Origin of the sequence: Microbacterium sp. S1037 (assembly GCF_048381605.1) — a bacterium.
GTDB lineage: Bacteria > Actinomycetota > Actinomycetes > Actinomycetales > Microbacteriaceae > Microbacterium > Microbacterium testaceum_B.
The window spans coordinates 764,481-785,866 of the sequence record NZ_JBLWIG010000001.1; the positions used below are offsets into that span (position 1 = coordinate 764,481).

A 21,386-nucleotide genomic window follows, 5' to 3' on the forward strand; every position below is an offset into this window, starting at 1 on the left:
CCTCCGGTCGGGGAGCGCCGAGGGGCGCGGTGGGGGGCGCGATCGTGGGCGTCATCAACCGATCACCACCCGGGGGCGGCTGCGCACGGCATCCGAGATCCGCAGCAGGAAGGCCACGATGATCCAGTTGGCCACGAGCGAGGACCCGCCGGCGGCGAGGAACGGCGTGGTCAGGCCGGTCAGCGGGATCACGCGCGTGACACCGCCGACCATGATGAACACCTGCAGCGCGATCGTGAACGAGAAGCCGGTCGCCAGGAGCTTTCCGAAGTCGTCCTGACCGGCGAGGCCGATGCGGATGCCGCGGCTCGCGAACACCATGTAGAGCGCGAGGATCGCGAACAAGCCGACGAGACCCAGCTCTTCGCCGAGGCTCGGGACGATGTAGTCGCTCTGCGAGAGCGGGGTGATGTACGGGCGGCCCTGGCCGAGACCGGTGCCGAAGAGTCCGCCGTGCGAAAGGCCGAAGATCCCCTGCACGAGCTGATAGCTTCCGCCGTCGCGGTTGACGACCTCGGGGTTGAACGCGTCGAGCCAGTTGGCGAAGCGCCCGTTGACGTAGGGGAGGACCCGGGATGCCAAGAACGCTCCGGTCGCAGCGAGGACGACGCCGATCAGCACCCAGCTCGTCTTGCCGGTCGCGACGTAGAGCATCGCGACGAACATGCCGAAGATGAGCAGACCCGTACCGAGGTCGCGCTGGAGCACGATGATGCCGAGCGAGACGAGCCAGATGATCAGGAGCGGGCCGAGCTCTCGCGCGCGGGGCCAGGTCATGAACAGGAACCGGGTGCCCGTGGAGGTGAGGCTCTCACGGGTGCGCACCAGGTAGCCGGCGAAGAAGATCGCGAGGCAGATCTTGGCCAGCTCGCCCGGCTGGAACGACACGAATCCGAGCGAGACCCACACGTCCGCGTTCTGCTCGGTTCCCAGGCCCGGGACGAACGGCAGGAGCAGGAGCAGGATGCCGATGAGACCCGAGAGGTAGGTGTAGCGGAAGAGCACGCGGTAGTTGCGCACGAAGATCACCACAGCGAGGGCGGCGACCAGAGCGATGGCCGCCCAGGCGATCTGACGGTTCGACGTGGCATCCCAGCCCTCGAGGCGGACCGCGAGGTCGATGCGGTAGATCATCGCGATGCCGATACCCGTCAGCACGGTGGCGATCGGCAGGACGAAGGGGTCGGCGTCGCGGGCGCGCAGCCGCAGGACCACGTGCATGACCAACGCGAGGACGGCGGGGATGCTCGCGAGCGTGAGGAAGCCCGACTCGATCGTGCCGTTCACGCCCAGCTGCACGAGCACGAGAGCGGCGCCGTAGACCGCGATCGCGAAGATCAGCAGGCCCAGCTCCCGATTGCGCTGCGTGGCGGGGACGCGGATCTTCTTCAGGGCGCGCATCACGGCCGTGTCGGTCGACACGGCGTTGTCGCGGGTCAGCTTCTGATCGGTCATCCGCCGGCCTCCGGGGTGGGACGCAGACGCTCCACGATCTGTTCGGCGTCGGACAGGGAGCGCGCCGAGATCGTGGCCTCGACCGTCTGGCGGTCGAAGTCCGAGAGGTCGGCGAGGACGATGTTGGTGTCTTCGTACACCGACGACAGCGAGATCGGGCCGATGGACTGCTGCACTCCGCGGTAGATGACGACGGAATCGTCGTCGGCGCCCACGTAGTACCGCGTCTGGGTCCAGTTGTAGCCGGCGAAGAGAGCGAGGCCGATGCCGGCCAGCACGATCAGGAGCGCGGCGAGCCAGCCGAGGCGGCGCCGACGGGCGCGGCGCCGGTCTTCTTCGATGAGCTCTTCGAGGAACTCGGCCGCGGGTTCGAAGTGCGTCGGCTCGTTCGCGGCCTGGCGGACGGGGTGCAGCCAGTTCGACCTCGCCGGTCGGCCCGCGGGCGCGACGGCTCCGACCGGGTTCAGCGCCGAGCCCACGATCGTGGGTGTGCCGGTGAAAACCGGGTGCTGGCCGCCGACGTCGACGATCACGACGGTGACGTTGTCGGGCGCCCCTCCGTCGAGCGCTTGCTTGAGGAGCGCGTCCGCGGTGCGGGCGGGCGGCATCCCGAGGGCGAGGGTGCGGTCGGTGTGTGCGTCGTCGACGACGCCCGAGAGCCCGTCGGAGCACAGCAGCCAGCGATCGCCGTCCTGCGTCGGCATGATGAACGTGTCGATCTCGGGATCGGGGTCCATGTCGCCGAGCACGCGCATGAGGACCGAGCGCCGCGGGTGATACCGCGCCTCTTCGGGGGTGATGCGACCCGAGTCGACCAGGCGCTGCACGAACGTGTGGTCGGTCGTGATCTGGGTGAGCTCGCCGTCGCGGTACAGGTAGATGCGCGAGTCGCCGATGTGGCCGATGACGGCGTAGTCGTCGACCATGATCAGGGCGCTGACGGTGGTTCCCATCCCCGCGAGCTCGGGCCGACGCGCGACCGTGTCGATGAGCTCGGCCGCCGTGTCGGACAGGGCGTCGCGCAGGGCGTGCTCGGCGTCGGCGGGGGTGGGGAAGGGCTGGTCCAACTCGGTCATGCGGTGGATCGCGAGGCTCGACGCGACGTCACCGCCCGCGTGACCGCCCATGCCGTCGGCGACCACGAAGAGATTCGAGCCGGAGTAGCCCGAATCCTGGTTGTTGGAGCGCACCTTGCCCGTGTGGGAGATGGCGGCGCTCGAGCCTTGGAAGACCATGGAGGAGGGTTACTTCCTCAGCTCGAAGGTCGTCGCGCCCACCTTGATGGGGGCGCCGACCTTCACCTGCACGGGGGATGCCACGCGCACCCCGTCGTGCGTGGTGCCGTTGGTCGAGTCGAGGTCTTGCAGCATCCACTGGTTGCCCCACAGCACGAGCCGCGCGTGGTGGCTCGAGGTGTAGTCGTCGCGGACCACGAGACCGGACTCGCTCGAGCGGCCGATCGTGAGCGGTTCGGTGCCGAGGGGGAGTTCGAGGCCGACCTTGGGTCCGCTCGTGATGACGATGCGCGACACGGTGTCGGTGGTGGCGAGTCCGCCGGCGGGGGCGGCCGCCGGGGCGGGCTGGCGCTTGACCTGGGTGGTCACCGCGTCGGGAGAGGCGACCGGGGCGGGCGTCGCGGGAGCGGATGCCGCCGGCTCGGGGAGCTTCCGCACCTTCACGCCGAAGAGGTCGGCGCGCAGCGAATACACCACGCCGAAGACGAAGAACCACAGCAGGACGAGGAAGCCGCCCTGCAGCAGCAGAAGAGTCAACGGACTCATGACAGGGGCCCCCGCTCCCGAACGTCGAACAGGCGCGTGGCGTCGGAAACCGCCGCGCGTCGCGCCGGCTGCGCCTGCGCCACCACACGGAACACGATCGTGGTGCGACCGATGGAGATGGTCGAATCGGGCGGAAGTGCGGCTTCAGACACTTTACGGCCGTTGAGGGTCGTGCCGTTGGTGGATCCGAGGTCGCGCACCATCGCGCGCTCGCCGTCCCACAGGATCTCGACGTGCTTTCGGCTCGTACCGGCGTCGGGGATCGTGATGTCGGCGTCGCTGCCGCGCCCGATGACCGTGCGGGCCCGGGTGAGCTCGTGCCGCATTCCGTCGATGTCGACGACACCGCGCCACGAGACCTGGCCCTCGCTGGTCTGCGAGTCGACGCGGAGGGTCCCCGTCGACAGCGACTCGTCGCGTTCGATCGAGATGGCCAGGGGGCCGGCGAACGAGTAGCCCTGCGTGCTGGCGTGCTTCTTCACGAGCGTGGTCAGCTCGGTGACCAGAGTGGACCCCAGCGCGCTCATCTTCTCGTCGTCGGCGGGCGACAGACGGACCGCGAAGGCGTTGGGGGCGAGGATGCGGTCGCGGGTGACCACGACGGCCTTCTTATCGAGCTCACTCCGCAGCGCGGAGGCGATCTCCACCGGCTGGATGCCACTGCGGAAGGTCTTCGCGAACGCACCGTTGACGGCGCGTTCGAGACCCTTCTCGAAACTGTCGAGTAGTCCCACGAGACTCCTTCGGGCAGGCAGACCAGTAGGCACATCGTAGTCAGGGCGGCTGAGCAGGTCATGGATGCCGCCTGCGGAGCCCGCGTTTCGCTGTGCCGACGCGGCCGTGATATTCTCGGGAAGTTGGTCGCGTGGCATCCTCGATGTCGCGCACGCGCGAGTGGCGGAATAGGTAGACGCGCTGGCTTCAGGTGCCAGTGCCTTCACGGGCGTGGGGGTTCAAGTCCCCCCTCGCGCACAGATGAGAAAGACCCCCGGGTTCATCCCGGGGGTCTTTCTCATGTCTGGGGGAGGGGCGGCCCCGGACCCGTCCCGGCTTGCACCGGAATCGGACACGGCGAACAGAATCGGATGCCGAGCCCCCTGGCATCCGATTTCGTTGCACTGGTCCGAATCTGTGGGGGTGCCGCTCGGGTCAGGGGGACTTCGCGGTCAGGCGCGCCTGCATCCACACCACGAGCAGCACGACCGCGGCGCCGGCCGCTGCGAGGAGCACCGTCGAAGCGACGTCGCCCGACGGCGCGAGGGAGTGCCCCGCGTCGTCCTGCCAGGGCCAGAGCGCGCGGAGCGAGCCGAGCATCAGTCCCGTCATGAGGGCGAGCATGCCCGCGTGGAACCGCGTCAGGAGCAGGCGGAGGACATTGACGAAGAGGCTCAGACCGACGACCGCGCCGAGGGCGAACGCCAGGATGTAGGGCATGTCGCGCTCGTTCAGGGCGACCAACGTCGTCTCGTAGAGGCCGAACACGAGCAGCAGGAAGGCTCCGGATAGCCCCGGCAGCACGAGGGCGCACACGGCGACCGAAGCCGCCAGCGCGACGACGATGAGCGGCGGGTTCTCGACGGCACCAGAGGGCAGGCCGGTGAGGACGAACGCAGCTACGGCGGCGACGAGCGTCAGCAGGCCCAGCCGCCACGTCCACTCGCGGCCCAGCAGCCGGATCGGAATGAGCAGGGATGCCGCGATCATGCCGCCGAAGACGGCCCGTGTCCCGGTCGGATACTCCTGCACGAGGGGAGCCAGGACGCGCGCGCCGAGGACCACCGCGAGCACCATGCCGGCGAGCACCGGGGCCACCACACGCCAACGGACGGCCCGGAAATGGCGGGCGCTGCGCGCGAGTCCGCGGCCGCGTACGACGTCCGTCGCCGCGACCGTGCCGCGCACGATGTGGCTCGCGGCGTCGATCAGCGTCGCGTACACCCCCACGATCAGGGCGACCGTTCCGCCGCTGACCCCCGGGATGACTTCCACCGCCCCGATCAGGGCGCCGCGAACCACGTCGAGAGCGGGGCGGAGAGGTGAACGTCGGTCGGCAAGGGTGTCGGCCATTCGGTCCACGCTAGGCGAGGGTCAGCCGGCGGCCAAACCGCTCTCGCCCCAGGCGCGCACGCGGTGGATCGTCGCCGTCTTCGGGTAGAGACCCCGGCGTGGGCCGATCTCGAAGAGGTCGATCATGAGGAACAGCGGGTAATCGGGTGCCTGTGCGACCCGCCGCAGCGTGCGGTCTTGGCATCCGATGACCGTCTCGCCCGACCCCCACTGCACGAACCAGGTGTGCGGGGCAGACGCGTCCAGGGGAAGAGCGACCTCGCTCATGTCGGACGTGAGGTGTGGGTCGTGATGGGCTTTGATGCCGCTCCGCGCCACGGTGGTCTCGCCGATCGCGTCGGCGTCGATCTCGAAGATGCAGATCTCACCGGACTCGGTCGGGGAGCGGTTCTCGGTGCCGACGAGCCAGGCGGCCGTCATGCAGTTCACGTCACGGCTGGCGGAGACCGTGATCTCGACGCGTCCACTCGAGGGGGCGAAGAGAAGTCGCGTCGGGGTCTCGGTGCGGACGGTGAGGCCCTCGCGGTGACGGTGCGACCCGAGGGGGGAGCCGACCGGCCCCGAGAACACCCCGGTCTGCAGGTTCGAGACGCGCAGGGGAGCGTCTTCTTCGCGCCAGTCCGGCTGATCGCGATCGATTCTCAGTGCGAGACCGTCCGGCCCGGTGTCATAGCGCGCTCGCGCTCGCTCCGGCGTGGTCCAGTGCGGCAGGTAGCTCGCGACCCACCAGCGTGGGTCGAGTCCCGTCCGGAAGTCGTCGTCGAGATCGGGCTCGCGGTCCGGCGCGGGAGTCAGGCTCCCCGGAGGGAAAGGCATGAGGAATGATCGCACGCCCTCTCAGCGATACGCGGGTGTTCCGCGGTTTACTGGGCGGATGCCGAAGACCCGACGCACCGGCCTGATCGTGACGCTCGTGGTCGGCGGTGTTCTCGCCGCCGTGGCGGTGTGGCCGCAGCTGGTCGGTGCGCAGCGCCTGCAGGTGGTGGCCCAGCTGATCCCGTTCCGCGGCATCCTGGCCATCGGCCTCGCCGCGCTCGCGGTGGTCGCGGGCGTGATCGCCGTGCTCCGGCGGCGGTGGGGCGTGGCGGCGGGGCTGGCGATCGTGCTCGCCGCGGCGTCTCTCGGCAACGCGGGCGTGCTCGTCGCGCGCGGTGGGGGCGGGGCGGCTGCCGACGGCGAGCTGGTCGTCGTGGCCTGGAACACGTACGGGGGCGGGGCGTCGCCCGAGAGCATCGCCCGACTCGTCCGCGATACCGGGGCGGACGTCGTGAGCCTTCCCGAGACCGACGCGGACGCGGCAGCGGAGGTCGTCGGCATCCTGTCCCGCGAGGGCATCCGCATGACTCCCTCGACGTTGCAGGCCGCTCCCGGGGACGATCCCGTCCCCACGACGCTCCTCGTCGCGGAGTCGATGGGACCGTACGTCCCGGATTTGTCGGCCGGCTCGACGCCCGGGGTTCCCAGCGGGGTCTTCCGCCCGGCTGAGGGGGACGGACCGACACTCGTCGCCGCGCACCCGCTGCCCCCGTTGCCGCTGATCATGACCGACTGGACCGAGGGGATGGACTGGGTGGCGGCGCAGTGCTCGAGCCCCGACGTGATCCTCGCCGGCGATCTCAACTCGACGCTCGATCACCTCGCGGGTCTCGGACGGAACGGCGGCACGGTGGGGGAGTGCCGGGATGCCGCCGCCGAGGCGGGAGCGGCCGCGGTGGGCACCTGGCCGGTGCGCCTGCCCACCGGGCTCGCCGCACCCATCGACCACGTGCTGGTCGGATCGGCGTGGGAGGTGCGCGGCTTCGAGGTCAGAACCGACTTCGACGACGCGGGGAGCGACCACCGGCCGATCGTCGCGACCCTCTCGCGGCGCTGACCTTTACGCGGCCGCTCGCGCGCGCCTAGGTTGGGCGCATGTCGGAGAAGCGCAGAGAAGAAGAGGCCTACGCCCTCGCCGCCCAGCAGGCCGCCGCAGCCGAGGAGGACAGCGCCACGGACGACACGTCGGTCGACGCCGACGAGACGCTCGAGGAGAGCGAAGAACCGAACTAGGGCGTCTCGACGCCGCGGTTGTGGACGATCACGGCGGCGAAGTACGGAATCAAGAGGAACACCACGGCCACGGACCCTGCCAGCAGGGGCACGAGCCAGGACGGTGCGTCGAGCTGACCCCAGGGGGCGATCCCGACGCCGAGAGTCAGGGTCGCGGCTCCGAAGGCCCGCGACGCGACCGCGCGACCCGGGGCATTACGGGGGTTCCGCCACACCGGGACGCGCTCGCCGCGGTAGGCGCGGACGGTCAGAGCGATCGACCACCACCACAGCGCCCCGCCGGCGATGATCAGCACCACACTCGGAACGATCCCGCCCCACGTCACGTCGTTCATGTCGAGGTCACTCCAGAGTCGGGGGAAGGACGTAGACGATGTCGTCCCCGTCGCGCGAGTCCTCCACGAAGCCCAGCCCGGCGAGCACGGCGTGCGAGGGGTCGTCGTCGGCGGCGAGGCAGGCGTAGAGGGGGCGCTCGGGTTCGAGGACCGTGAGCAGGCGGAGGGCTTCGGTGGCCACACCCTCGACGGCACCGGGAGTCACAGCGAGGAGGATCTCGCGGTCGTCGTCGACATCGAGCGTGGCGGCGAGGCCGACAATGGCGCCGTCGGCGACCACCGCGCGGGCGGCCACGCGATCCTCGGCGACCCAGGCGTCGAAGGCCTCGCGGTTCTCGATCGTGGCGCGCGGCCACGAGGAGGCACTGTCGCGGACGGCGGCGAAGGCGGCATCCCGATCGTCGTCGGTCAGCTCGCGCAGGTCGATGTGGGCCATGGCGCCACGCTACCGGGGGCACCGTGCGGGGCGCTCGACGCTTGCGCGCTCAGGCGAAGCCGTGCAGAGCGAGGAAGGTCCACGTCGCGCCGTTCGCGTCGCGCGCGGCAAGCTGCGTGCGCAGATGCGCGAACAGTGTGGGGCGGGTGTCTCCCGTGATGCTCTCCCACCCCTCGAGGTTGCGCCGCAGGACCAGATCGGTCTGCTCCAGCGTCCTCTGGAAGGGGATGTTGTGCGAAGCCGCGACCATGAGCGCGTACAAATCCAGGACAGCGGCCACGTACGTCTTCGAGGAGTCGGCGTCGCGCATCGCGTCGATGAGGGTGAGGGCGGTCTCGATCTCCTCGGGGGTGCAGCGCGGCAGCGCGACGCGCATCGCCGACGCGATGTTGTGCGCGGCGTACTCGCGCATGTCGGTGCGGGCGCGGTCGGTGAGCGCGGCGACGCGCGTATAACGGTTCGCGGCGACCTCGACGAGACCGATGCGTTGGAGCTTCTGCAGCGCTTCTCGGACGGGCGTTCGCGAGATACCCATGTAGGCGGCCAACTCCACGTCGCGGAGGCGGTCCCCGGGTCGAAGCCGGCCGTCGACGATGGCCTCGCCGAGGGCCGCGTAGGCCTCATCGACGAGGGCCAACCGAGACCGTGGAGCGCTCATCACGCGGAGTTTACGTCGCGCGAGTATCACAGTCTCGGACTTTGCGTTACGTATTCACAGCTTTCGTGTCGCGCGGAGGCCTTCTGCGGCTGTAATGTCATCACCGTCACGCCTCGCGTGACATATCCGGGGGGATCCGTCGACGCCCGGGCTTCGAGCTCTGCTCAGCCCGGGCGTCGTATGGGCTTCGGCCTCATTGCGGCATGCAACGTTTGTGTCACGGGGTCGTGCGCCGTTTCGACGCGGGCGCTACTTTTGGGGCAAGTCCGGCGCGCTCGGTGCCGGCTCAAGCGGAAAACGGCATGTCGATGAGCACGCAGGGCACGGTCAAATGGTTCAACGCGGAGAAGGGTTTCGGCTTCATCGCGCCCGATGACGGCGGGCAGGACGTCTTCGCGCACTACAGCGCGATCCAGTCGGGCGGCTACCGCTCGCTCGAGGAGAACCAGCGCGTCGAGTTCGAGATCGCGCAGGGCCCCAAGGGCCTGCAGGCGGAAGACATCCGCCCCCTCTGACCTCTCACCCCGGGCGACCCGGGGTCGATTCGGCCGGGCACGGCGGCATCCCCCTGTCCGGCCGATCAGCGTTCGTGGCGCACGAGGTCGAGGCCGGCTGCGGCGAACTGGCGGATCGTCGCGTGCGGCAGGAACGCCCGCGTGAGCGCGGTGCCGATCCGCGTCAGGTCGGCCTCGTCGCGGTAGAGCAGGTACATGGTCTCGTAGCGCGGTTGGAACTTCTGCTTGAACCGGTGCAGGGACGCGAAGCCGTAGACGGGTTCGAGCATCGCGGCCATGCGCTGCTGCAGGTCGGCGATGGGGCCGGCATCCGCGGGATACTCGTGCGCGAGGGGCGCGCCGGACAGCGACATGACATCCGCGCCCTCGCGGGAGAACTGCAGCGCCGACGAACCGATGAGGTACTCCATGACGGGGCCGAAGCCTCCGTCGCGTCGGCGCATGAGATCGAGCGTCCAGCCGCGCACGCGGCCCTCGCCGTACACCGGCAGCCACGACAGGAACCCGTCGACGTCGCCGGCGGGCGAGATTGCGAGTGCCACCCGCACCTCGGGGTCGTTCGCCTCGTGGAGCGTGCCGAGGGTGAAGCCCATCTCGGGCAGACCCTTCTCGCCGACCCAGCTGTCGGAGATCGCCCGCAGCTGCTGCCGGATGCCCCACGTCTCGTCGGCGAGGCGAGACAGCCGGAACGTCATGCCCTCGCGCTCGCCGCGGTTGAGTGAGGTGCGGACTGCTCCCCACGCCTTGCCGGTGAATTTCAGGCCCGGCAGGTCGACGATCGTGTCATCGGCCACGACGATGCTGCGCCAGTCTTCGGGTACGGCCGCGCGCGTCTCTTCTCCGGCGCTGAAGAAACAGGGGGCGAGGCCGGCGCTCTCGGCGCGGTCGATGAACGCGCGCACGGCCTGCGGACGATCGCCCGCGGGGCCGAGGGCGTCGCCGAGCGCGAGGGCGACGCCGGTTCGGCGCTGGAAGGCCACGATGCCGCGGCCGAACCGCGCGTACGACATGCCCTCCCAGGTCGCCATCCATGACAGGGTGCCCCCGCCGGATCGGTGCAGCTCGTCTTTGACGTCAGCGACGGTGGGGGCGGGAGTCTCGCCCAGTGCCGCCTTCGGGCGCGCGCGGAACGCGGCGCGCACGAGCACGAGGTAGACGAGCACGATGGTCCACAGCAGCGACGAGGCGAGGGTGATCGTGAGGTCGATACCGGAGTCGGCCTCGAGATCGGCGGTGCCGTAGAGGAGTACCAGCCCGGCGAGCAGGACCACGAAAACCGCGTTGAGGGCCGCGTAGGCGATGAGCACGACCCACGCCCACCGACGGCCGCGGCGGATGCCGGTCGCGACGACGAGCACCAGCACCGTGTTGACCGCGACGTCGATCCACGAGCCCGAAACGGGGGCCGATGTTCCGAAGGGACCCGTGGTGGGGCTGAAGAAGGTCAGGATCTCGATGGCCCCGAGCGCGCAGACGACCACGAAGGCGATGAGCCGCTGCTCGCGCACGGACACCCGCTGAGGACGCAGCGAACGATCGACGACGAGCACGAAGACGACCGCGAAGGCGTGCTCGAGATCGGGCAGCGAGCCCCAGTAGATCAAGGTCACGGAGAGGCCGGCCACCAGCACGGTCCACACGCGGAGGCGCCAGGGCGAGGGCAGGAGCGAGACCGCCGCGGCGATGGTCGCGACGACGCCGCCCGAGGGGCCCACGTCGAGCACGGCCGCCTGCTGCTGCGCCCACGGCCAGGGGAGGAGCGCCGCTGCCCAGAGGAACAGGGCGGATGCCAGCACCGAGACGAGCTGGCCGGCGGCGAAGTACCCCGCGGCGACCCGCGAGCCGCGCCGGTACTCGACGTACCCCATGCCCGCGAGGCCGAGCAGGATCGGGGCGTACACCCACGGCGCGTCGAGGAAGAACGTGCCGGTGACGGGGGTCCACCACCTGCCCTCTTGAAGTGCGGGAAGACCGTACGCCACGGTCGGGAACACGTCGGAGGTGGAGAACGGATGCCAGAGCCCCGCCCCCGCGACGCCGACGACGAGCAGGATCCCGGCGAGCACGAGCGTCGCGGGGACCCGCCGCATGAGCTGGAGCGTGCGGCCTGCTGTGGTGTTCTCCCCCATGTCGCTCACGATAGGGCACCGGGGGTGCGCCCTGTCAGCGCGCGGCGGCCGCCTGCCATGCCGTTCGGGCGTTGGCGAGGGCGACACCGGCGTCGGTCGCGGCGCGGGCGGCCGCGAGCTCGCGTCGCGCGCGGTCGCGTCGCAGGCGCGCGTCGATCGTGCGATCGTCTCGTGCCTCCGCGGCCGCGAGAGCCGCTCGCGCGCACGCGAGGGTTCCCGGGAGTGCGGCGCGGGCGGCCTCGAGTCGCCGCCGTGGAGCGGGGGCCTCGCCCAGCAGGTCGTCGCGGAGCTCGCGGACGCGGGCGACGGTCTCGATCGCGGCGCGCGGCCGCCTCCCGGCATCGATCGCCGCGGCGTCGAGGTCGTTCGTCGCTTCGCGCAGTCGCGCGGCGGCGTCGGACGCGCACTCGTCGGGGCGGCTCTCGGCGATGTCGATGGCCGCCGCGAGCTCGTCGCGCGCGGCGGCGACCTCGGCGCCGGCGTTGTCGGCGGCCTGGAGGGCGATGCGGTGGGCGTCTTCGACGGCTTTCAGGTGCCGAGCTGCCCGGCGCGTGGCATCCGTCGCCTCGTGGACCAGACGATCGATCTCGGCGGGGTCCGTGGCTGCGTCGGCGGCGGCGAGCGTCTCGTCGGCCTGAGCCAGGGCGGCGGTGGCCGCGTCGGCGGCCTCGGCGGCGTCGCGCCAGTCGTCCTCGGCGAATCGCTCGCGCAGGCCCGCGATCAGGGGCGCGGGATCACCGGCGGCGCGGACGACGTCGTCACGTCGTGCTCGCGCGGCCCTCACACGGTCGGACGGGGTTCCGTGCGTTCGTGCCCATTCGACGAGCTCGGCCCGCGTGCGGGCGACCTTTGCGAGCTGCGCCTCGAGCTGAGCGCGCACGGCCTCGGCCTCGATCCGGCGTTGAGCGGGGATGGCCGAGGAGCTCTCGAGGGCGGCGACATCCGTGAAGCCCCGGTCGCGCGCCCGCAGCGCGGCGGCGCGCGACCGACGGAGGGCGCTCGTCGAGTCGCCGTCCACCAGTGCCTCGGACGCCTCGAACGCGATGTCGAGATCGGTGGCGGCATCGTCCAGACGAAGGAGCGCGTCGGCTGCGGCGAGGCGCGCCGCGTCGGCGGCGGCCCGCGCACGCGGGGAGCGGCGTCGCGCGCGGACGACCATCACGACGACGGCGGTCACGAGGAGGGCTCCGACGATCGCCAGGGCCGTCGGAACCGCCCAGGTGACGTCAGACACGGGTGACGGTCCCGCCGTCGCCCTCGGCAGCGAGCTCGTCGTCTGAGACGAGGAGCAGCGCGCGCAGCTGATCGATGTCGTCGACCGCGGCCTGGGCGCCGTCGGCCTCGTAGGGCCAGCTGAAGCCCCAGCGGACGAAGATCACCGGCACGCCGGCATCCGCTCCACCCTCGACGTCGTGATGCCGGTCGCCGATCAGGACCGGGCGCGAGGTGTCGACGCCGTTCGCCTCGAGACGGCGGAGTGCTTCGCGCACGATGTCGGACTTCGCGCTGAGACTGCGCTCGTCGAGCGAGGCGCCGACGATCGCCTCGAGGTCGGGGGCGAGGCCGAAGTGGTCCATCAGCGCGACGACCTGGACCTCGGGCTTCGAGCTCGCGGTCGACTGGGGGACGCCCGCGGCGTGGAGATCGTGCACGAGCTCGGCGACGCCGGGATAGAGCCGCGCGCTGACGGTGTACCCCTCGCTCTTGTTCAAGCCGCGGTAGAAGGCGACGGCCTCGGTCGACTGCTCCGGCGTCATGCCGACGTTCACCTGGAAGGACTCGAACATCGGCGGCCCGATCCACCGCGACAGCTCGTCGCGGGTCGGGGGCGTGCGCCCGAAGTGCTCGAGCGTGATGGTCAGTCGGCGGAGGATCCCCTCGGACGCGTCGACGAGAGTGCCGTCGACGTCCCACAGGACACACGAGAAAGGGGAACGCACAGGCATATGTCCACGCTACCGGCGCGGTCGGACGCGAGCGTCAGGGCGCGGCGGTCACCTCGCAACGGTCACCTCGCGACGGTCACCACGGGGCGATCGACCCCGTGGCGACCGCGGAGGCGCGTGAGGATGCCGGTCGCATCGTGAGATCGACACCCGCCGTGGAGGTGCCCACCGTGACCTTGACCCCCGACCGGCAGACCTCGGCGAACGGAGTCGGCGATTCGACCGGTCGCGCGCAGACGGTGTACGTGCCGGGAGCGGCCTCGATCGCGTAGGCACCGGGGGATCCGGCGTCCGACCGGCCGGTCGTGACGGTGCGCCCGGCATCGTCCTTCACCGTGACGTCGGCGAACGCCCACGTCGTCGTGCCCTTCGCGGGCGCGGCGGCCACACGACCACTGATGATGCCCGCACGCGTGAGCTTGGTGGTCGGAGCTGTCACCGTGGCACCGACGGCCACCTTGATGACGGCGGCGTCTTCACGCGTGCGACCGCTCGGGGCCCACCCCGGGGCGTACGACGATGCGGAGTCCGTGTCGGCGCGGGTGAACTGCACGCGGTACGAGCCCGCGGGGAGATCGTCGAAGCGGTACGAGCCGGTTTCGTCCGTCCACCGTTCGGTCATCGGCCAGGTCTCGCCCTCTCGCCATAGCGCGACAGCGATCCCGCTCGTGGCGTCGGCCACCTTCCCCTTGATGACTCCCAGCCGCGGCGTCGTGAACGTGAACGCCTGGGTGCCCGCTTTCGCGGTGAAGGTCCGCGTCGAGAGGGCCGTGCCGCTGAGCGTCCGCACGTCGATGCGATACGACGTGCCGGCGCGCAAGGTGGACGGGAATGAGAAGGCGCCGAGGGAGTCCGTCCGGGTCATCACCGTGCTCGCGCGTCCCTGCAGGGCGGAGACGCGATCGAGGGGGGTGAGCTGCACGGTCGCCGAGCTGATCGCGGTCCGGTCGGTGGCATCCAGGACCTTTCCGGTGACCGAGGCGTCGCCCGCGGCGAGAGCGAACGAGACGGTCGACGTCTCACCCGCGCGCACGGTGATCTTCTTCGCCGTCGTGTTCGACGCGCCGCCGTACCAGGTGTCGACGACACCGGGGGAGGTGGAGGACGCGAAGACGCGGTAGGTGCCGACCGGGACGGCGAAGGTGCCGGTCACCGAGTTGGAGCCCGTGCTGCTGCGAGAGGGGTCGTACATGCGCCCGCTGGAACTCACGACGACGATGCGGGCGGAGTACGACGCTCCCGTCGCGGTGACGGTGAGCGTTCCCGCGGTGCCACGCGGTGTGGCATCGAAGACTCCGAGGTCGACGACCTTGCCGCCGGTCACGGTGAACCGCGTCGCCGCGTCGGCCGTGACGGCGCCGCCGAGGTAGACCCCGTCGACGGATGCCGTGTACGTACCCGGCGCGAGGGCATCGAGCCTCACGGACGAACCTGCCGGTCCGCCCGCGTACGCGGCGTACTGCGCGGTTCCGTCGGCCCACCGATAGAGCTGGAGGGCACGGTACGAGGAGGATCCGGTCCCCGCCGGGAGGACGGCGGTGACGGTTCCGCCCGAGAGCGCGGCCAGGTTCTTCGTCAGCGCTGTCGAGGCCACGGTGAACGCGGTGGCGGTGCGGGGGTCGGTGCCCCCGCCCGACCACGTCTCCGCCAGCCCGCTTCCCGCGGCGGGCGTGAACTGAGCGGTGTAGGAGCCTGCGATCACTCCGCGTAGGCGGTAACGGCCGTCGGTGCCCACCGTCGCGGGCGTCGCCGGCCCTCCCAGGGAGGAGGTGAGCCGAACCGTTCCCCCGGAGACCGGTGTGCCCGTCGCCCCCACCGTGACGACGCCCGAGACGGTGACGCCGGGGACTTTGACGTCGATCCTCGCGGTCTTCTCGACCGTGACGAAGGTCGCGCCGGCGAGGATGTCGGTCGAACCCGCGTAGACGGTCCCGCCGCCCGCGCTCACGCCGGCCGTGACGTCGCCCGATACGCCCACCACGGTGTAGGCCCCCGTCGCGTCGGTCGTCGCCGAACCGATGCGCGCGGCGGTCCGCGAGTAGAGGGTCACGGATGTCCCGGCCACCGGGGATCCGTCGGCGTAACGCACGGTGCCCGAAACGGTGGTGCCGACGGCGAGCGTCATGTTCGCGGTCACGTCGCGCCGGGAGCCGGAGTCGAGGGTGAGGGAGTTCGCCGTGGCCAACGAGGGCTTGTCGTTGTAGTACTCCGGTAGCAGGTCTCCCGCCGCGGGCTTCGCGTGGAGCTTGTATGTCCCGGGCGACAGCTTCGGGAACGAATACGTGCCGGTCGAGGTCGTCGTCGCCTGACGCGTCCACTGCCACGAACCGTCGTTGCTGAGGCGATACACCTCGACGGACACTCCGGCGACGGCCGCACCACCGGTTCGCGTGATCGTCCCGGAGATCGAGCTCGAGCGCGCGAGTGTGGCGTCGATGCCCGACTGATCCTGACCGCCGGCGAGCGTCACGGACTGAGCGCTCGCGAAATCGGGCTTGTCGTTCCACCACTCGTCGAGCACGGGCGCGTCCCACGAACTGAACTTGATCTTGTACGACCCGGCGGCGAGGCCGGTCACGACGTACCGTCCGTCGGATTCAAGGCGTCCCTGGAACGAGGTTCCCCACTCGTTCGAGGCGGGGACGGCGGAGACCGAGATCTGATCTGCCCGTACTCCCGCGGGCAGGGTGACGGTGCCCGAGATCGAAGCCGACTTGCGCAGGGTGGCGTCGATGCCGGTGACGTTCCGAGAGCCCAGCACGATCGCCGTGGCCGAGTCGAAGTCGGGCTTGTCCTTCCACCACTGGTCGAGGACGTTGAGTCTGCCCGCCGAGAAGCGCACCCTGTAGGTTCCGGGCTCCAGTCCGTTCACCACGTACGTGCCGTTCGGGGAGGCCATCGTCGTAGCCTTCGGCGTCCACGGCTGATCGAGCGTGTACGCCGACACCGAGACGTCCATGCCCGAACCCGTGGACCCCGCGGGGAGCGTCACGGTGCCCGAGATCGTGTACGACAGGGCGAGCACGGCGTTCACGCCCGTTCGCTTCTCACCCGCCGAGACTTTGACGGGCTTCGCGGAAGCGGCATCCCTCGCGTCGTCCCACCACTCGGCGACCACCGGCGCGTCGTACGACGTGAATTTCACGATGTACGACCCGGCGGGAAGACCCGACAGCGTGTAGGCGCCGTTCTGGTCGGCAGCCGCGCTGGCGATGTTGCGCCACGGCTCGCTCTGTGTCGAGGCGGACACCCACACGTGTCCCTGGCCGGCTGTCACTTCCTTCGGAAGGGTCACCGTTCCCGAGATGGTGGCCGAGGGAGCGAGGCTCGCGTCGATCCCCGTCCGCACCTCACCGCCCTTGACCGTCAGCGGAGTCGCCGAGGCGAAGTCCGGGGCGTCGTTCCACCACTCGCTCAGCGCAGGGACGTTGTACGCGGAGAACTTCACCTTGTACGTGCCGGCCGGGACGTTGGTCACGGTGTAGCTGCCGTCGGCCTCGAGCCGGACGGCGCCGACGGACGAATACTCCGATGTGGTCGGGGCGACCGTGACCATCAGGGAGCCGAAGGGTGCGGTGACGCCGTCCGGGAGGGTGATGCGGCCCGAGATCGTCGCGCCGTTCGCGAGGGAGGCGTTGACGCCGGTCCGCTTCTCGCCCGCGGCCACGGTGACGACGGTGGCGGAGTAGTAGTCCGGCTTGTCGTTCCACCACTCGGGCACGAGCGTGCCCGAAGGGGAGAAGTTGAGCTTGTAACCGCCGGCGGCCAGACCCGTCACGCTGTAGCTGCCGTCCGACAGGACGAAGCTCGACCCGACCATGGTGTACCCCGTCTCGGAGAAGACCTGGACGCGGATCGACGTCTGCGAGAGGGTCGTTCCGGCGGGCAGGGTGACCCGGCCCGAGATGCTGGCCGTATCGGCGACGGGAGCCGGAATCGCGGGGGTTTTCGTGGGGGATGCCGACGGGCGAGGCGTGGGCGTCGCCGTCCGGCCGGGCGTGGGCGAGGTGGTGGGCTTGGGGGTCGTGGTCGGCTTGGACGTCGCGGTCGGCGTCGGTGCCGGCGTCGGTGTCGGCGTCGCTGAGCGGGTCGGCGCCGGACTCGCCGAGCGGGTCGGCGTCGGAGCGGCGCTGGCACTCGGCATCGGCGTCGGCGTCGCCGGAGTGGGAGAAGCAGACCGCGTCGGCGACGGGGTGGCGACCGCTGCCATCTCTCCCGGTGCATCGGGCGTCTCGGCGTACGCCGCGGGGGCGATGAGCGACGAGCCCACGAGAGTGAGCCCGACCACGGCCGTGATCCAGGCACGCAGCAATGACCGCGCAGGTGCGCGCATAGTTCCCCCCCGGGCGGCCTCGCGGCCGGCAGCGCGGGTTTCGGGTCCCGCGGTTCAGCGCGGAAGCGCCTCCCGCTGGGTCAGTCCTATCGCAACCTGGGAGTTCGCTGCAAGCTCATGATCCGAGAGCGGCTCAGAACAGGCGCGGAGCCCCAGAATCGATGCCCTTCATCTCGTCGTAGTCGAGGGTGAGGCACCGGATGCCACGGTCTGTCGCGAGCACGCGGGCCTGGGGCTTGATCTCCTGAGCGGCGTAGACGCCGGTCACCGGAGCGAGGAGGGGGTCGCGGTTCAGGAGCTCGAGGTAACGGGTGAGCTGCTCGACGCCGTCGATGTCGCCGCGGCGCTTGACCTCGATCGCGACCGTGCCGCCGTTGTCGTCGCGCAGCAGGAGGTCGACCGGGCCGATAGCCGTGGGGTACTCGCGTCGCACCAGGGTGAGCCCCTCGCCGACGACCGAGACCTGCTCGGCGAGCAGGCGCTGCAGGTCGGCCTCCACGCCGTCCTTGATGAGACCGGGGTCGACCCCGAGGTCGTGAGCGGTGTCGTGGATGACCTCGTGGATCCGCACGAGCAGAGCGTCGCCGCTCTTCGCGTGGGTCACGCGCCAGCGCTCGACGACGCCGTCTTCGACGTCGACGTCGTCGGGCTGCTCGACGACGAGGCTGCAGGGCGGGCTCATCCAGTTGAGCGGCTTGTAGGAGCCGCCGTCGGAGTGCACGAGCAGCGACCCGTCACCCTTGTGCACGAGCAGGCGGGTGGCGAGGGGGAGATGCGCGTTGAGACGGCCGGTGTAATCGACGGAGCAACGGGCGATGACGAGACGCACCCGACGAGCCTAATCGCCCCGCACGCACGTCGTCGGGCTGTTCGGAGTCGTTCGGAAATGCCGTTCGGCGCGATTCCGCGCTCGCGAGATGTCTAGCGTGACGAGAAGAAGGGCCGGATTTCAGCGGCTCCGGATCAGAAGGATGCCCATGTCGCTCTTCTCGGGACTCACGCGCGCGAGCGCGGCGATCGGTTTCGGCGTCTCCGCCGTCGTGGTGGCGGGATTCCTCGCCGCCGCACCCGCGACGGCCGCTGTGCCGGCGCCCCCCACCGCGTCGGCGAGTCCGGCTCCGACGGCGAGTCCGGCTCCCACGGCGATCGGGCTCGTCGCGCCGCTGAACGCCCCGTCGTCGTCTGCCGCCCCCACACCCTCTCCTGCAGCGTCCTCCTCGCCCGTTTCGGTGGGCGAGCTGGCGGCCGCGAAGACCGTCACGATCTCGGGCCGGGTGATCTTCGACAAGCGCACGACGACGGCCCAGCGGGCGGCGGTCACCGTCTCGGCCGCCCCGGTCGGCGGGGTTCCGGTGCCGAGCGCCAAGGTGAAGTACGACGCGAAGGCCGGAACCTTCCGCATCTCGGACGTGCCGCGCGCCACGTACACCGTCTTCAGTCGGATGGAGCTGGCGGACGGGTGGTTCGCGTCCTCGCCGTACGAGACCGTGGTCGACGCGACGACCAAGAGCGTCTCGGACATCACGATCGACTACAGCGTCGCGCGCGGTGGCCTCGCGACGGAGCTGCTCATGTTCGACGAGTCCGTCGTCATGCGGCAGCTGCGCGTCGTGGCGACCGACGTCTCCACCAAGGCCGAAACAGAACTCGACCTCATCGGCGGCGGACTCGGCGGGGTCTACAACGAGACCATCCTTCCGACGGGCACGAAGGTGACCGTGCGCGCGCAGTACACCGACGGTCGGGTCGTCTACTACGACGGGACCGCCAAGGGAACGAGCGATCCCGCTCGCGCTGTCGCCGTCTCGATCGGCGTGTGGTCCTTCACCCGTCTGACCATCGACTGGGCCGTGGCCGCGGCCCCGAAGCTCGCCTCGTCGACGCCGACCGTCTCGGGCACCGCCCGCGTCGGACGCGCGTTGACGGTCACCACGGGGGTATGGGCGAGAGGCGCGACGCTGAAGTATCAGTGGTCCGCCGACGGCGTGGCGGTGCGGGGGGCCACCGCCACGTCGTTCACCCCGGGCGCCGCACAGAGGGGCAAGTCCATCACCGTGACGGTCACCGGGACGCTCGCGGGCTACACGTCGGTGTCGAAGACCTCGAAGCCGACGGCGGCGGTGGCGGCCGGCATCCTGACCTCTCCCACCCCGACGATCCGCGGGACCGCGCGCGTCGGGACGACGCTGACGGCGGTTCCCGGGACGTGGACGAGCGGGACGACGCTCACCTACCAGTGGTTCGCGAACGGGGCCAAGATCCGCGGGGCGACGTCGTCATCGTTCACGCCGACCAGCGCGCAGCGCGGCGCGAAGCTCACCGTCACGGTGACCGGCACGAAGGCCGGTTACACCTCGAAGAGCGTGACGTCGAAAGCCACGACCGCGGTCGCGCGTTAGCCGCGCCGGACCTTCTCGGTCTCGGCGCTCTCGACGGCGAGCGGCTTGGCCGCCCCCGAGAAGAGACCGGATGCCACGATCAGCCCGACCACGATGAACAGCGTCGGGAGCAGCCCGATGTGGTCGCCGATCCAGCCGAGGATCGGGGGACCGCAGAGGAAGGCGATGTACCCGATCGTGGCCGCGGCGGCGACGCGGGAGGCCGCCTTGGCGGGGTCGTCGGCGGCGGCCGACATGCCGATCGGGAAGCCGAGCGACGCGCCGAGACCCCAGAGGGCGGCGCCGATGAAGACGAGCGGGCCGAAGGGCGCGACGATGAACAGCAGGAGTCCCGCGGCGGCGGTCGCGGCGAGGACGCGCAGCACGATCACACGGCCGAGACGGTCGACGACGGGCCCGCCGGCGATGCGGCCGATCGTCATGGCGACCGAGAAGACGGCGAGGACGGCGGGTCCGGCCTCTTCGGGTGCGCCGTGGCCGAACACGACGGCTGACGGAAGCCAGTCGTTCGCGCTGCCCTCGGCGAAGGCCATGCCGAGCATGATGACGCCGAGCGTGTAGGTCCGCGGCTCCTTCCACGCCTGCAGCGACGTGGCGAGGCGCTCGCGCCAGTGGGCGCGCTCCTCGTCGGCGGGCGCGTCCATCGCGACCTCGCGTCGGGGGACGTTCGCGATCGAGACGAAGGCCACCACGAGGATCACGACAGCCAGGGCGATGCAGTGCGCGAGGACGGGGATCCCCACGCTCACGGCGACGAAGCCGAGGCCGGCGCCGATGACGGTGCCGAAGCTGAAGAAGGCGTGCAGGAGCGGCATGATCGTGCGGCCGGTTGCCTTCTCGAGAGCCGCACCCTCGACGTTCATCATCACGTCGAGCGCGCCGTTGCCCAGTCCGAACAGGGCGAGGCCCACGAGCGCGACCCCGAACACCTGCAGCGTGTCGGCGCCGAAGCCGATGATCGCGAGGCCGACACCGACCAGCACGAGAGCGGTCAGCATGCCTCCGCGCGCGCCGAGACGTGCGAGGACGGCGGGAGCGATCGAGAGTCCGATGATGGATGCCACACCCATGCCGAGCAGCAGCAGGCCCACGCCGGAGTTCTCGATCCCGAGGGACTCGCGGATCGCGGGAACGCGCGATGCCCAGGTCGCGATGCTCAGTCCGCTCGCGAGGAAGATCGCGCAGATCGCGATGTGCCAGCGCACGAGCTGAGAACGGGTGAGGGCGGTGTCCATGCGCTTCACTGTACCGAATCGATTCGACGTGAATCGAATCGATTCGGC

19 protein-coding genes and 1 tRNA gene are annotated in these 21,386 nt (G+C 70.6%); 5 read left to right on the top strand and 15 right to left on the bottom strand.

Annotation, left to right across the window (positions count from 1 at the left end):
* Nucleotides 1-54 precede the first annotated feature (54 nt).
* Genes ACMW4R_RS03355 through ACMW4R_RS03370 form a run of 4 tightly spaced genes read right to left on the bottom strand, consistent with a single transcriptional unit; the run spans nucleotide 55 to nucleotide 3,970 of the window.
* Nucleotides 55-1,455: an FtsW/RodA/SpoVE family cell cycle protein gene (locus ACMW4R_RS03355; RefSeq protein WP_058596752.1), complete on the bottom strand. Its 1,401-nt coding sequence runs from the start codon at nucleotides 1,453-1,455 to the stop codon at nucleotides 55-57.
* The gene (locus ACMW4R_RS03360; protein WP_058614464.1) at nucleotides 1,452-2,690 is read right to left on the bottom strand and encodes a PP2C family protein-serine/threonine phosphatase; all 1,239 of its coding nucleotides are present in this window, start codon (nucleotides 2,688-2,690) and stop codon (nucleotides 1,452-1,454) included. Before ACMW4R_RS03360 ends, ACMW4R_RS03355 begins: the two co-directional genes overlap by 4 nt.
* A gap of 9 nt (nucleotides 2,691-2,699) precedes the next feature.
* Nucleotides 2,700-3,236 carry an FHA domain-containing protein FhaB/FipA gene (locus ACMW4R_RS03365; RefSeq protein WP_363336054.1) on the bottom strand — a complete coding sequence of 179 codons (537 nt, stop codon included), beginning with the start codon at nucleotides 3,234-3,236 and terminating at the stop codon, nucleotides 2,700-2,702.
* Nucleotides 3,233-3,970 carry an FhaA domain-containing protein gene (locus ACMW4R_RS03370; RefSeq protein WP_418299143.1) on the bottom strand — a complete coding sequence of 246 codons (738 nt, stop codon included), beginning with the start codon at nucleotides 3,968-3,970 and terminating at the stop codon, nucleotides 3,233-3,235. The genes ACMW4R_RS03365 and ACMW4R_RS03370 overlap by 4 nt, the downstream gene beginning before the upstream one ends.
* Nucleotides 3,971-4,124: 154 nt before the next feature.
* Between ACMW4R_RS03370 and ACMW4R_RS03375 the strand changes: the two genes are divergently transcribed.
* A tRNA-Leu gene (locus ACMW4R_RS03375) sits at nucleotides 4,125-4,208 on the top strand.
* 177 nt (nucleotides 4,209-4,385) lie between these two features.
* Here ACMW4R_RS03375 and ACMW4R_RS03380 read toward each other — a convergent pair.
* Both ACMW4R_RS03380 and ACMW4R_RS03385 read right to left on the bottom strand, forming a co-directional pair.
* Nucleotides 4,386-5,303: a DUF368 domain-containing protein gene (locus ACMW4R_RS03380; RefSeq protein ID WP_418299144.1), complete on the bottom strand. Its 918-nt coding sequence runs from the start codon at nucleotides 5,301-5,303 to the stop codon at nucleotides 4,386-4,388.
* 21 nt (nucleotides 5,304-5,324) lie between these two features.
* Nucleotides 5,325-6,119, bottom strand: coding sequence for a hypothetical protein (locus ACMW4R_RS03385; RefSeq protein WP_418299145.1), 795 nt, complete (start codon nucleotides 6,117-6,119; stop codon nucleotides 5,325-5,327).
* Nucleotides 6,120-6,177: 58 nt separating this feature from the next.
* Between ACMW4R_RS03385 and ACMW4R_RS03390 the strand changes: the two genes are divergently transcribed.
* Together ACMW4R_RS03390 and ACMW4R_RS03395 are read left to right on the top strand one after the other, a co-directional pair.
* On the top strand, nucleotides 6,178-7,176 hold the full coding sequence (locus ACMW4R_RS03390; RefSeq protein WP_418299146.1) for an endonuclease/exonuclease/phosphatase family protein: 999 nt from the start codon (nucleotides 6,178-6,180) through the stop codon (nucleotides 7,174-7,176).
* 38 nt (nucleotides 7,177-7,214) lie between these two features.
* Nucleotides 7,215-7,352, top strand: coding sequence for a hypothetical protein (locus tag ACMW4R_RS03395; protein ID WP_193751243.1), 138 nt, complete (start codon nucleotides 7,215-7,217; stop codon nucleotides 7,350-7,352).
* On the opposite strand, the gene ACMW4R_RS03400 is transcribed toward ACMW4R_RS03395, so the two are convergent.
* The 3 genes from ACMW4R_RS03400 to ACMW4R_RS03410 are packed head-to-tail and all read right to left on the bottom strand — an operon-like array spanning nucleotide 7,349 to nucleotide 8,781.
* Nucleotides 7,349-7,687 (bottom strand): hypothetical protein, encoded by a 339-nt coding sequence (locus ACMW4R_RS03400; protein ID WP_058615126.1) that lies wholly within the window; start codon nucleotides 7,685-7,687, stop codon nucleotides 7,349-7,351. The two genes, ACMW4R_RS03395 and ACMW4R_RS03400, sit on opposite strands and share 4 nt — an antisense overlap.
* Before the next feature lie 7 nt (nucleotides 7,688-7,694).
* Nucleotides 7,695-8,123 (bottom strand): GNAT family N-acetyltransferase, encoded by a 429-nt coding sequence (locus ACMW4R_RS03405; RefSeq protein WP_418299147.1) that lies wholly within the window; start codon nucleotides 8,121-8,123, stop codon nucleotides 7,695-7,697.
* A gap of 49 nt (nucleotides 8,124-8,172) precedes the next feature.
* The gene (locus ACMW4R_RS03410) at nucleotides 8,173-8,781 is read right to left on the bottom strand and encodes a GntR family transcriptional regulator (protein WP_081317247.1); all 609 of its coding nucleotides are present in this window, start codon (nucleotides 8,779-8,781) and stop codon (nucleotides 8,173-8,175) included.
* Between the two features lie 308 nt (nucleotides 8,782-9,089).
* Here ACMW4R_RS03410 and ACMW4R_RS03415 point away from each other — a divergent pair, with 308 nt between their 5' ends.
* Nucleotides 9,090-9,296, top strand: coding sequence for a cold-shock protein (locus ACMW4R_RS03415; protein WP_058595582.1), 207 nt, complete (start codon nucleotides 9,090-9,092; stop codon nucleotides 9,294-9,296).
* A 65-nt stretch (nucleotides 9,297-9,361) separates the two neighbouring features.
* On the opposite strand, the gene ACMW4R_RS03420 is transcribed toward ACMW4R_RS03415, so the two are convergent.
* The 5 genes from ACMW4R_RS03420 to nucS all read right to left on the bottom strand — a co-directional run bounded on the left by ACMW4R_RS03420 (nucleotide 9,362) and on the right by nucS (nucleotide 18,533).
* Complete coding sequence (locus ACMW4R_RS03420) at nucleotides 9,362-11,425, bottom strand: bifunctional lysylphosphatidylglycerol flippase/synthetase MprF (protein ID WP_418299148.1); 2,064 nt, start codon at nucleotides 11,423-11,425, stop codon at nucleotides 9,362-9,364.
* Between the two features lie 34 nt (nucleotides 11,426-11,459).
* Entirely contained in the window at nucleotides 11,460-12,659 is a 1,200-nt protein-coding gene (locus ACMW4R_RS03425; protein ID WP_418299149.1) for a hypothetical protein, read from the bottom strand.
* The gene (locus tag ACMW4R_RS03430) at nucleotides 12,652-13,371 is read right to left on the bottom strand and encodes an HAD hydrolase-like protein (RefSeq protein ID WP_058595574.1); all 720 of its coding nucleotides are present in this window, start codon (nucleotides 13,369-13,371) and stop codon (nucleotides 12,652-12,654) included. The genes ACMW4R_RS03425 and ACMW4R_RS03430 overlap by 8 nt, the downstream gene beginning before the upstream one ends.
* Before the next feature lie 76 nt (nucleotides 13,372-13,447).
* A complete protein-coding gene (locus ACMW4R_RS03435; RefSeq protein ID WP_418299150.1) occupies nucleotides 13,448-17,704 on the bottom strand; it encodes a carboxypeptidase regulatory-like domain-containing protein in 4,257 nt (1,418 codons plus the stop codon).
* 133 nt (nucleotides 17,705-17,837) lie between these two features.
* Nucleotides 17,838-18,533: an endonuclease NucS gene (gene nucS, locus ACMW4R_RS03440; protein ID WP_058595572.1), complete on the bottom strand. Its 696-nt coding sequence runs from the start codon at nucleotides 18,531-18,533 to the stop codon at nucleotides 17,838-17,840.
* A gap of 148 nt (nucleotides 18,534-18,681) precedes the next feature.
* On the opposite strand from nucS, the gene ACMW4R_RS03445 reads away from it, so the two are divergent.
* Nucleotides 18,682-20,103, top strand: coding sequence for a hypothetical protein (locus ACMW4R_RS03445; protein WP_418299151.1), 1,422 nt, complete (start codon nucleotides 18,682-18,684; stop codon nucleotides 20,101-20,103).
* On the opposite strand, the gene ACMW4R_RS03450 is transcribed toward ACMW4R_RS03445, so the two are convergent.
* The gene (locus tag ACMW4R_RS03450) at nucleotides 20,100-21,338 is read right to left on the bottom strand and encodes an MFS transporter (RefSeq protein ID WP_058628809.1); all 1,239 of its coding nucleotides are present in this window, start codon (nucleotides 21,336-21,338) and stop codon (nucleotides 20,100-20,102) included. The genes ACMW4R_RS03445 and ACMW4R_RS03450 overlap by 4 nt on opposite strands.
* Nucleotides 21,339-21,386: the final 48 nt, after the last annotated feature.

Coding starts and splice junctions, on each gene's coding strand:
- ACMW4R_RS03380 (WP_418299144.1), bottom strand. CDS start 5,303: ATGGCCGACACCCTTGCCGACCGACGTTCACCTCTCCGCCCCGCTCTC.
- ACMW4R_RS03450 (WP_058628809.1), bottom strand. CDS start 21,338: ATGGACACCGCCCTCACCCGTTCTCAGCTCGTGCGCTGGCACATCGCG.
- ACMW4R_RS03355 (WP_058596752.1), bottom strand. CDS start 1,455: ATGACCGATCAGAAGCTGACCCGCGACAACGCCGTGTCGACCGACACG.
- ACMW4R_RS03395 (WP_193751243.1), top strand. CDS start 7,215: ATGTCGGAGAAGCGCAGAGAAGAAGAGGCCTACGCCCTCGCCGCCCAG.
- ACMW4R_RS03390 (WP_418299146.1), top strand. CDS start 6,178: ATGCCGAAGACCCGACGCACCGGCCTGATCGTGACGCTCGTGGTCGGC.
- ACMW4R_RS03445 (WP_418299151.1), top strand. CDS start 18,682: ATGTCGCTCTTCTCGGGACTCACGCGCGCGAGCGCGGCGATCGGTTTC.
- ACMW4R_RS03435 (WP_418299150.1), bottom strand. CDS start 17,704: ATGCGCGCACCTGCGCGGTCATTGCTGCGTGCCTGGATCACGGCCGTG.
- ACMW4R_RS03415 (WP_058595582.1), top strand. CDS start 9,090: ATGAGCACGCAGGGCACGGTCAAATGGTTCAACGCGGAGAAGGGTTTC.
- ACMW4R_RS03420 (WP_418299148.1), bottom strand. CDS start 11,425: ATGGGGGAGAACACCACAGCAGGCCGCACGCTCCAGCTCATGCGGCGG.
- ACMW4R_RS03360 (WP_058614464.1), bottom strand. CDS start 2,690: ATGGTCTTCCAAGGCTCGAGCGCCGCCATCTCCCACACGGGCAAGGTG.
- ACMW4R_RS03365 (WP_363336054.1), bottom strand. CDS start 3,236: ATGAGTCCGTTGACTCTTCTGCTGCTGCAGGGCGGCTTCCTCGTCCTG.
- ACMW4R_RS03410 (WP_081317247.1), bottom strand. CDS start 8,781: ATGAGCGCTCCACGGTCTCGGTTGGCCCTCGTCGATGAGGCCTACGCG.
- ACMW4R_RS03405 (WP_418299147.1), bottom strand. CDS start 8,123: ATGGCCCACATCGACCTGCGCGAGCTGACCGACGACGATCGGGATGCC.
- ACMW4R_RS03430 (WP_058595574.1), bottom strand. CDS start 13,371: ATGCCTGTGCGTTCCCCTTTCTCGTGTGTCCTGTGGGACGTCGACGGC.
- ACMW4R_RS03385 (WP_418299145.1), bottom strand. CDS start 6,119: ATGCCTTTCCCTCCGGGGAGCCTGACTCCCGCGCCGGACCGCGAGCCC.
- ACMW4R_RS03400 (WP_058615126.1), bottom strand. CDS start 7,687: ATGAACGACGTGACGTGGGGCGGGATCGTTCCGAGTGTGGTGCTGATC.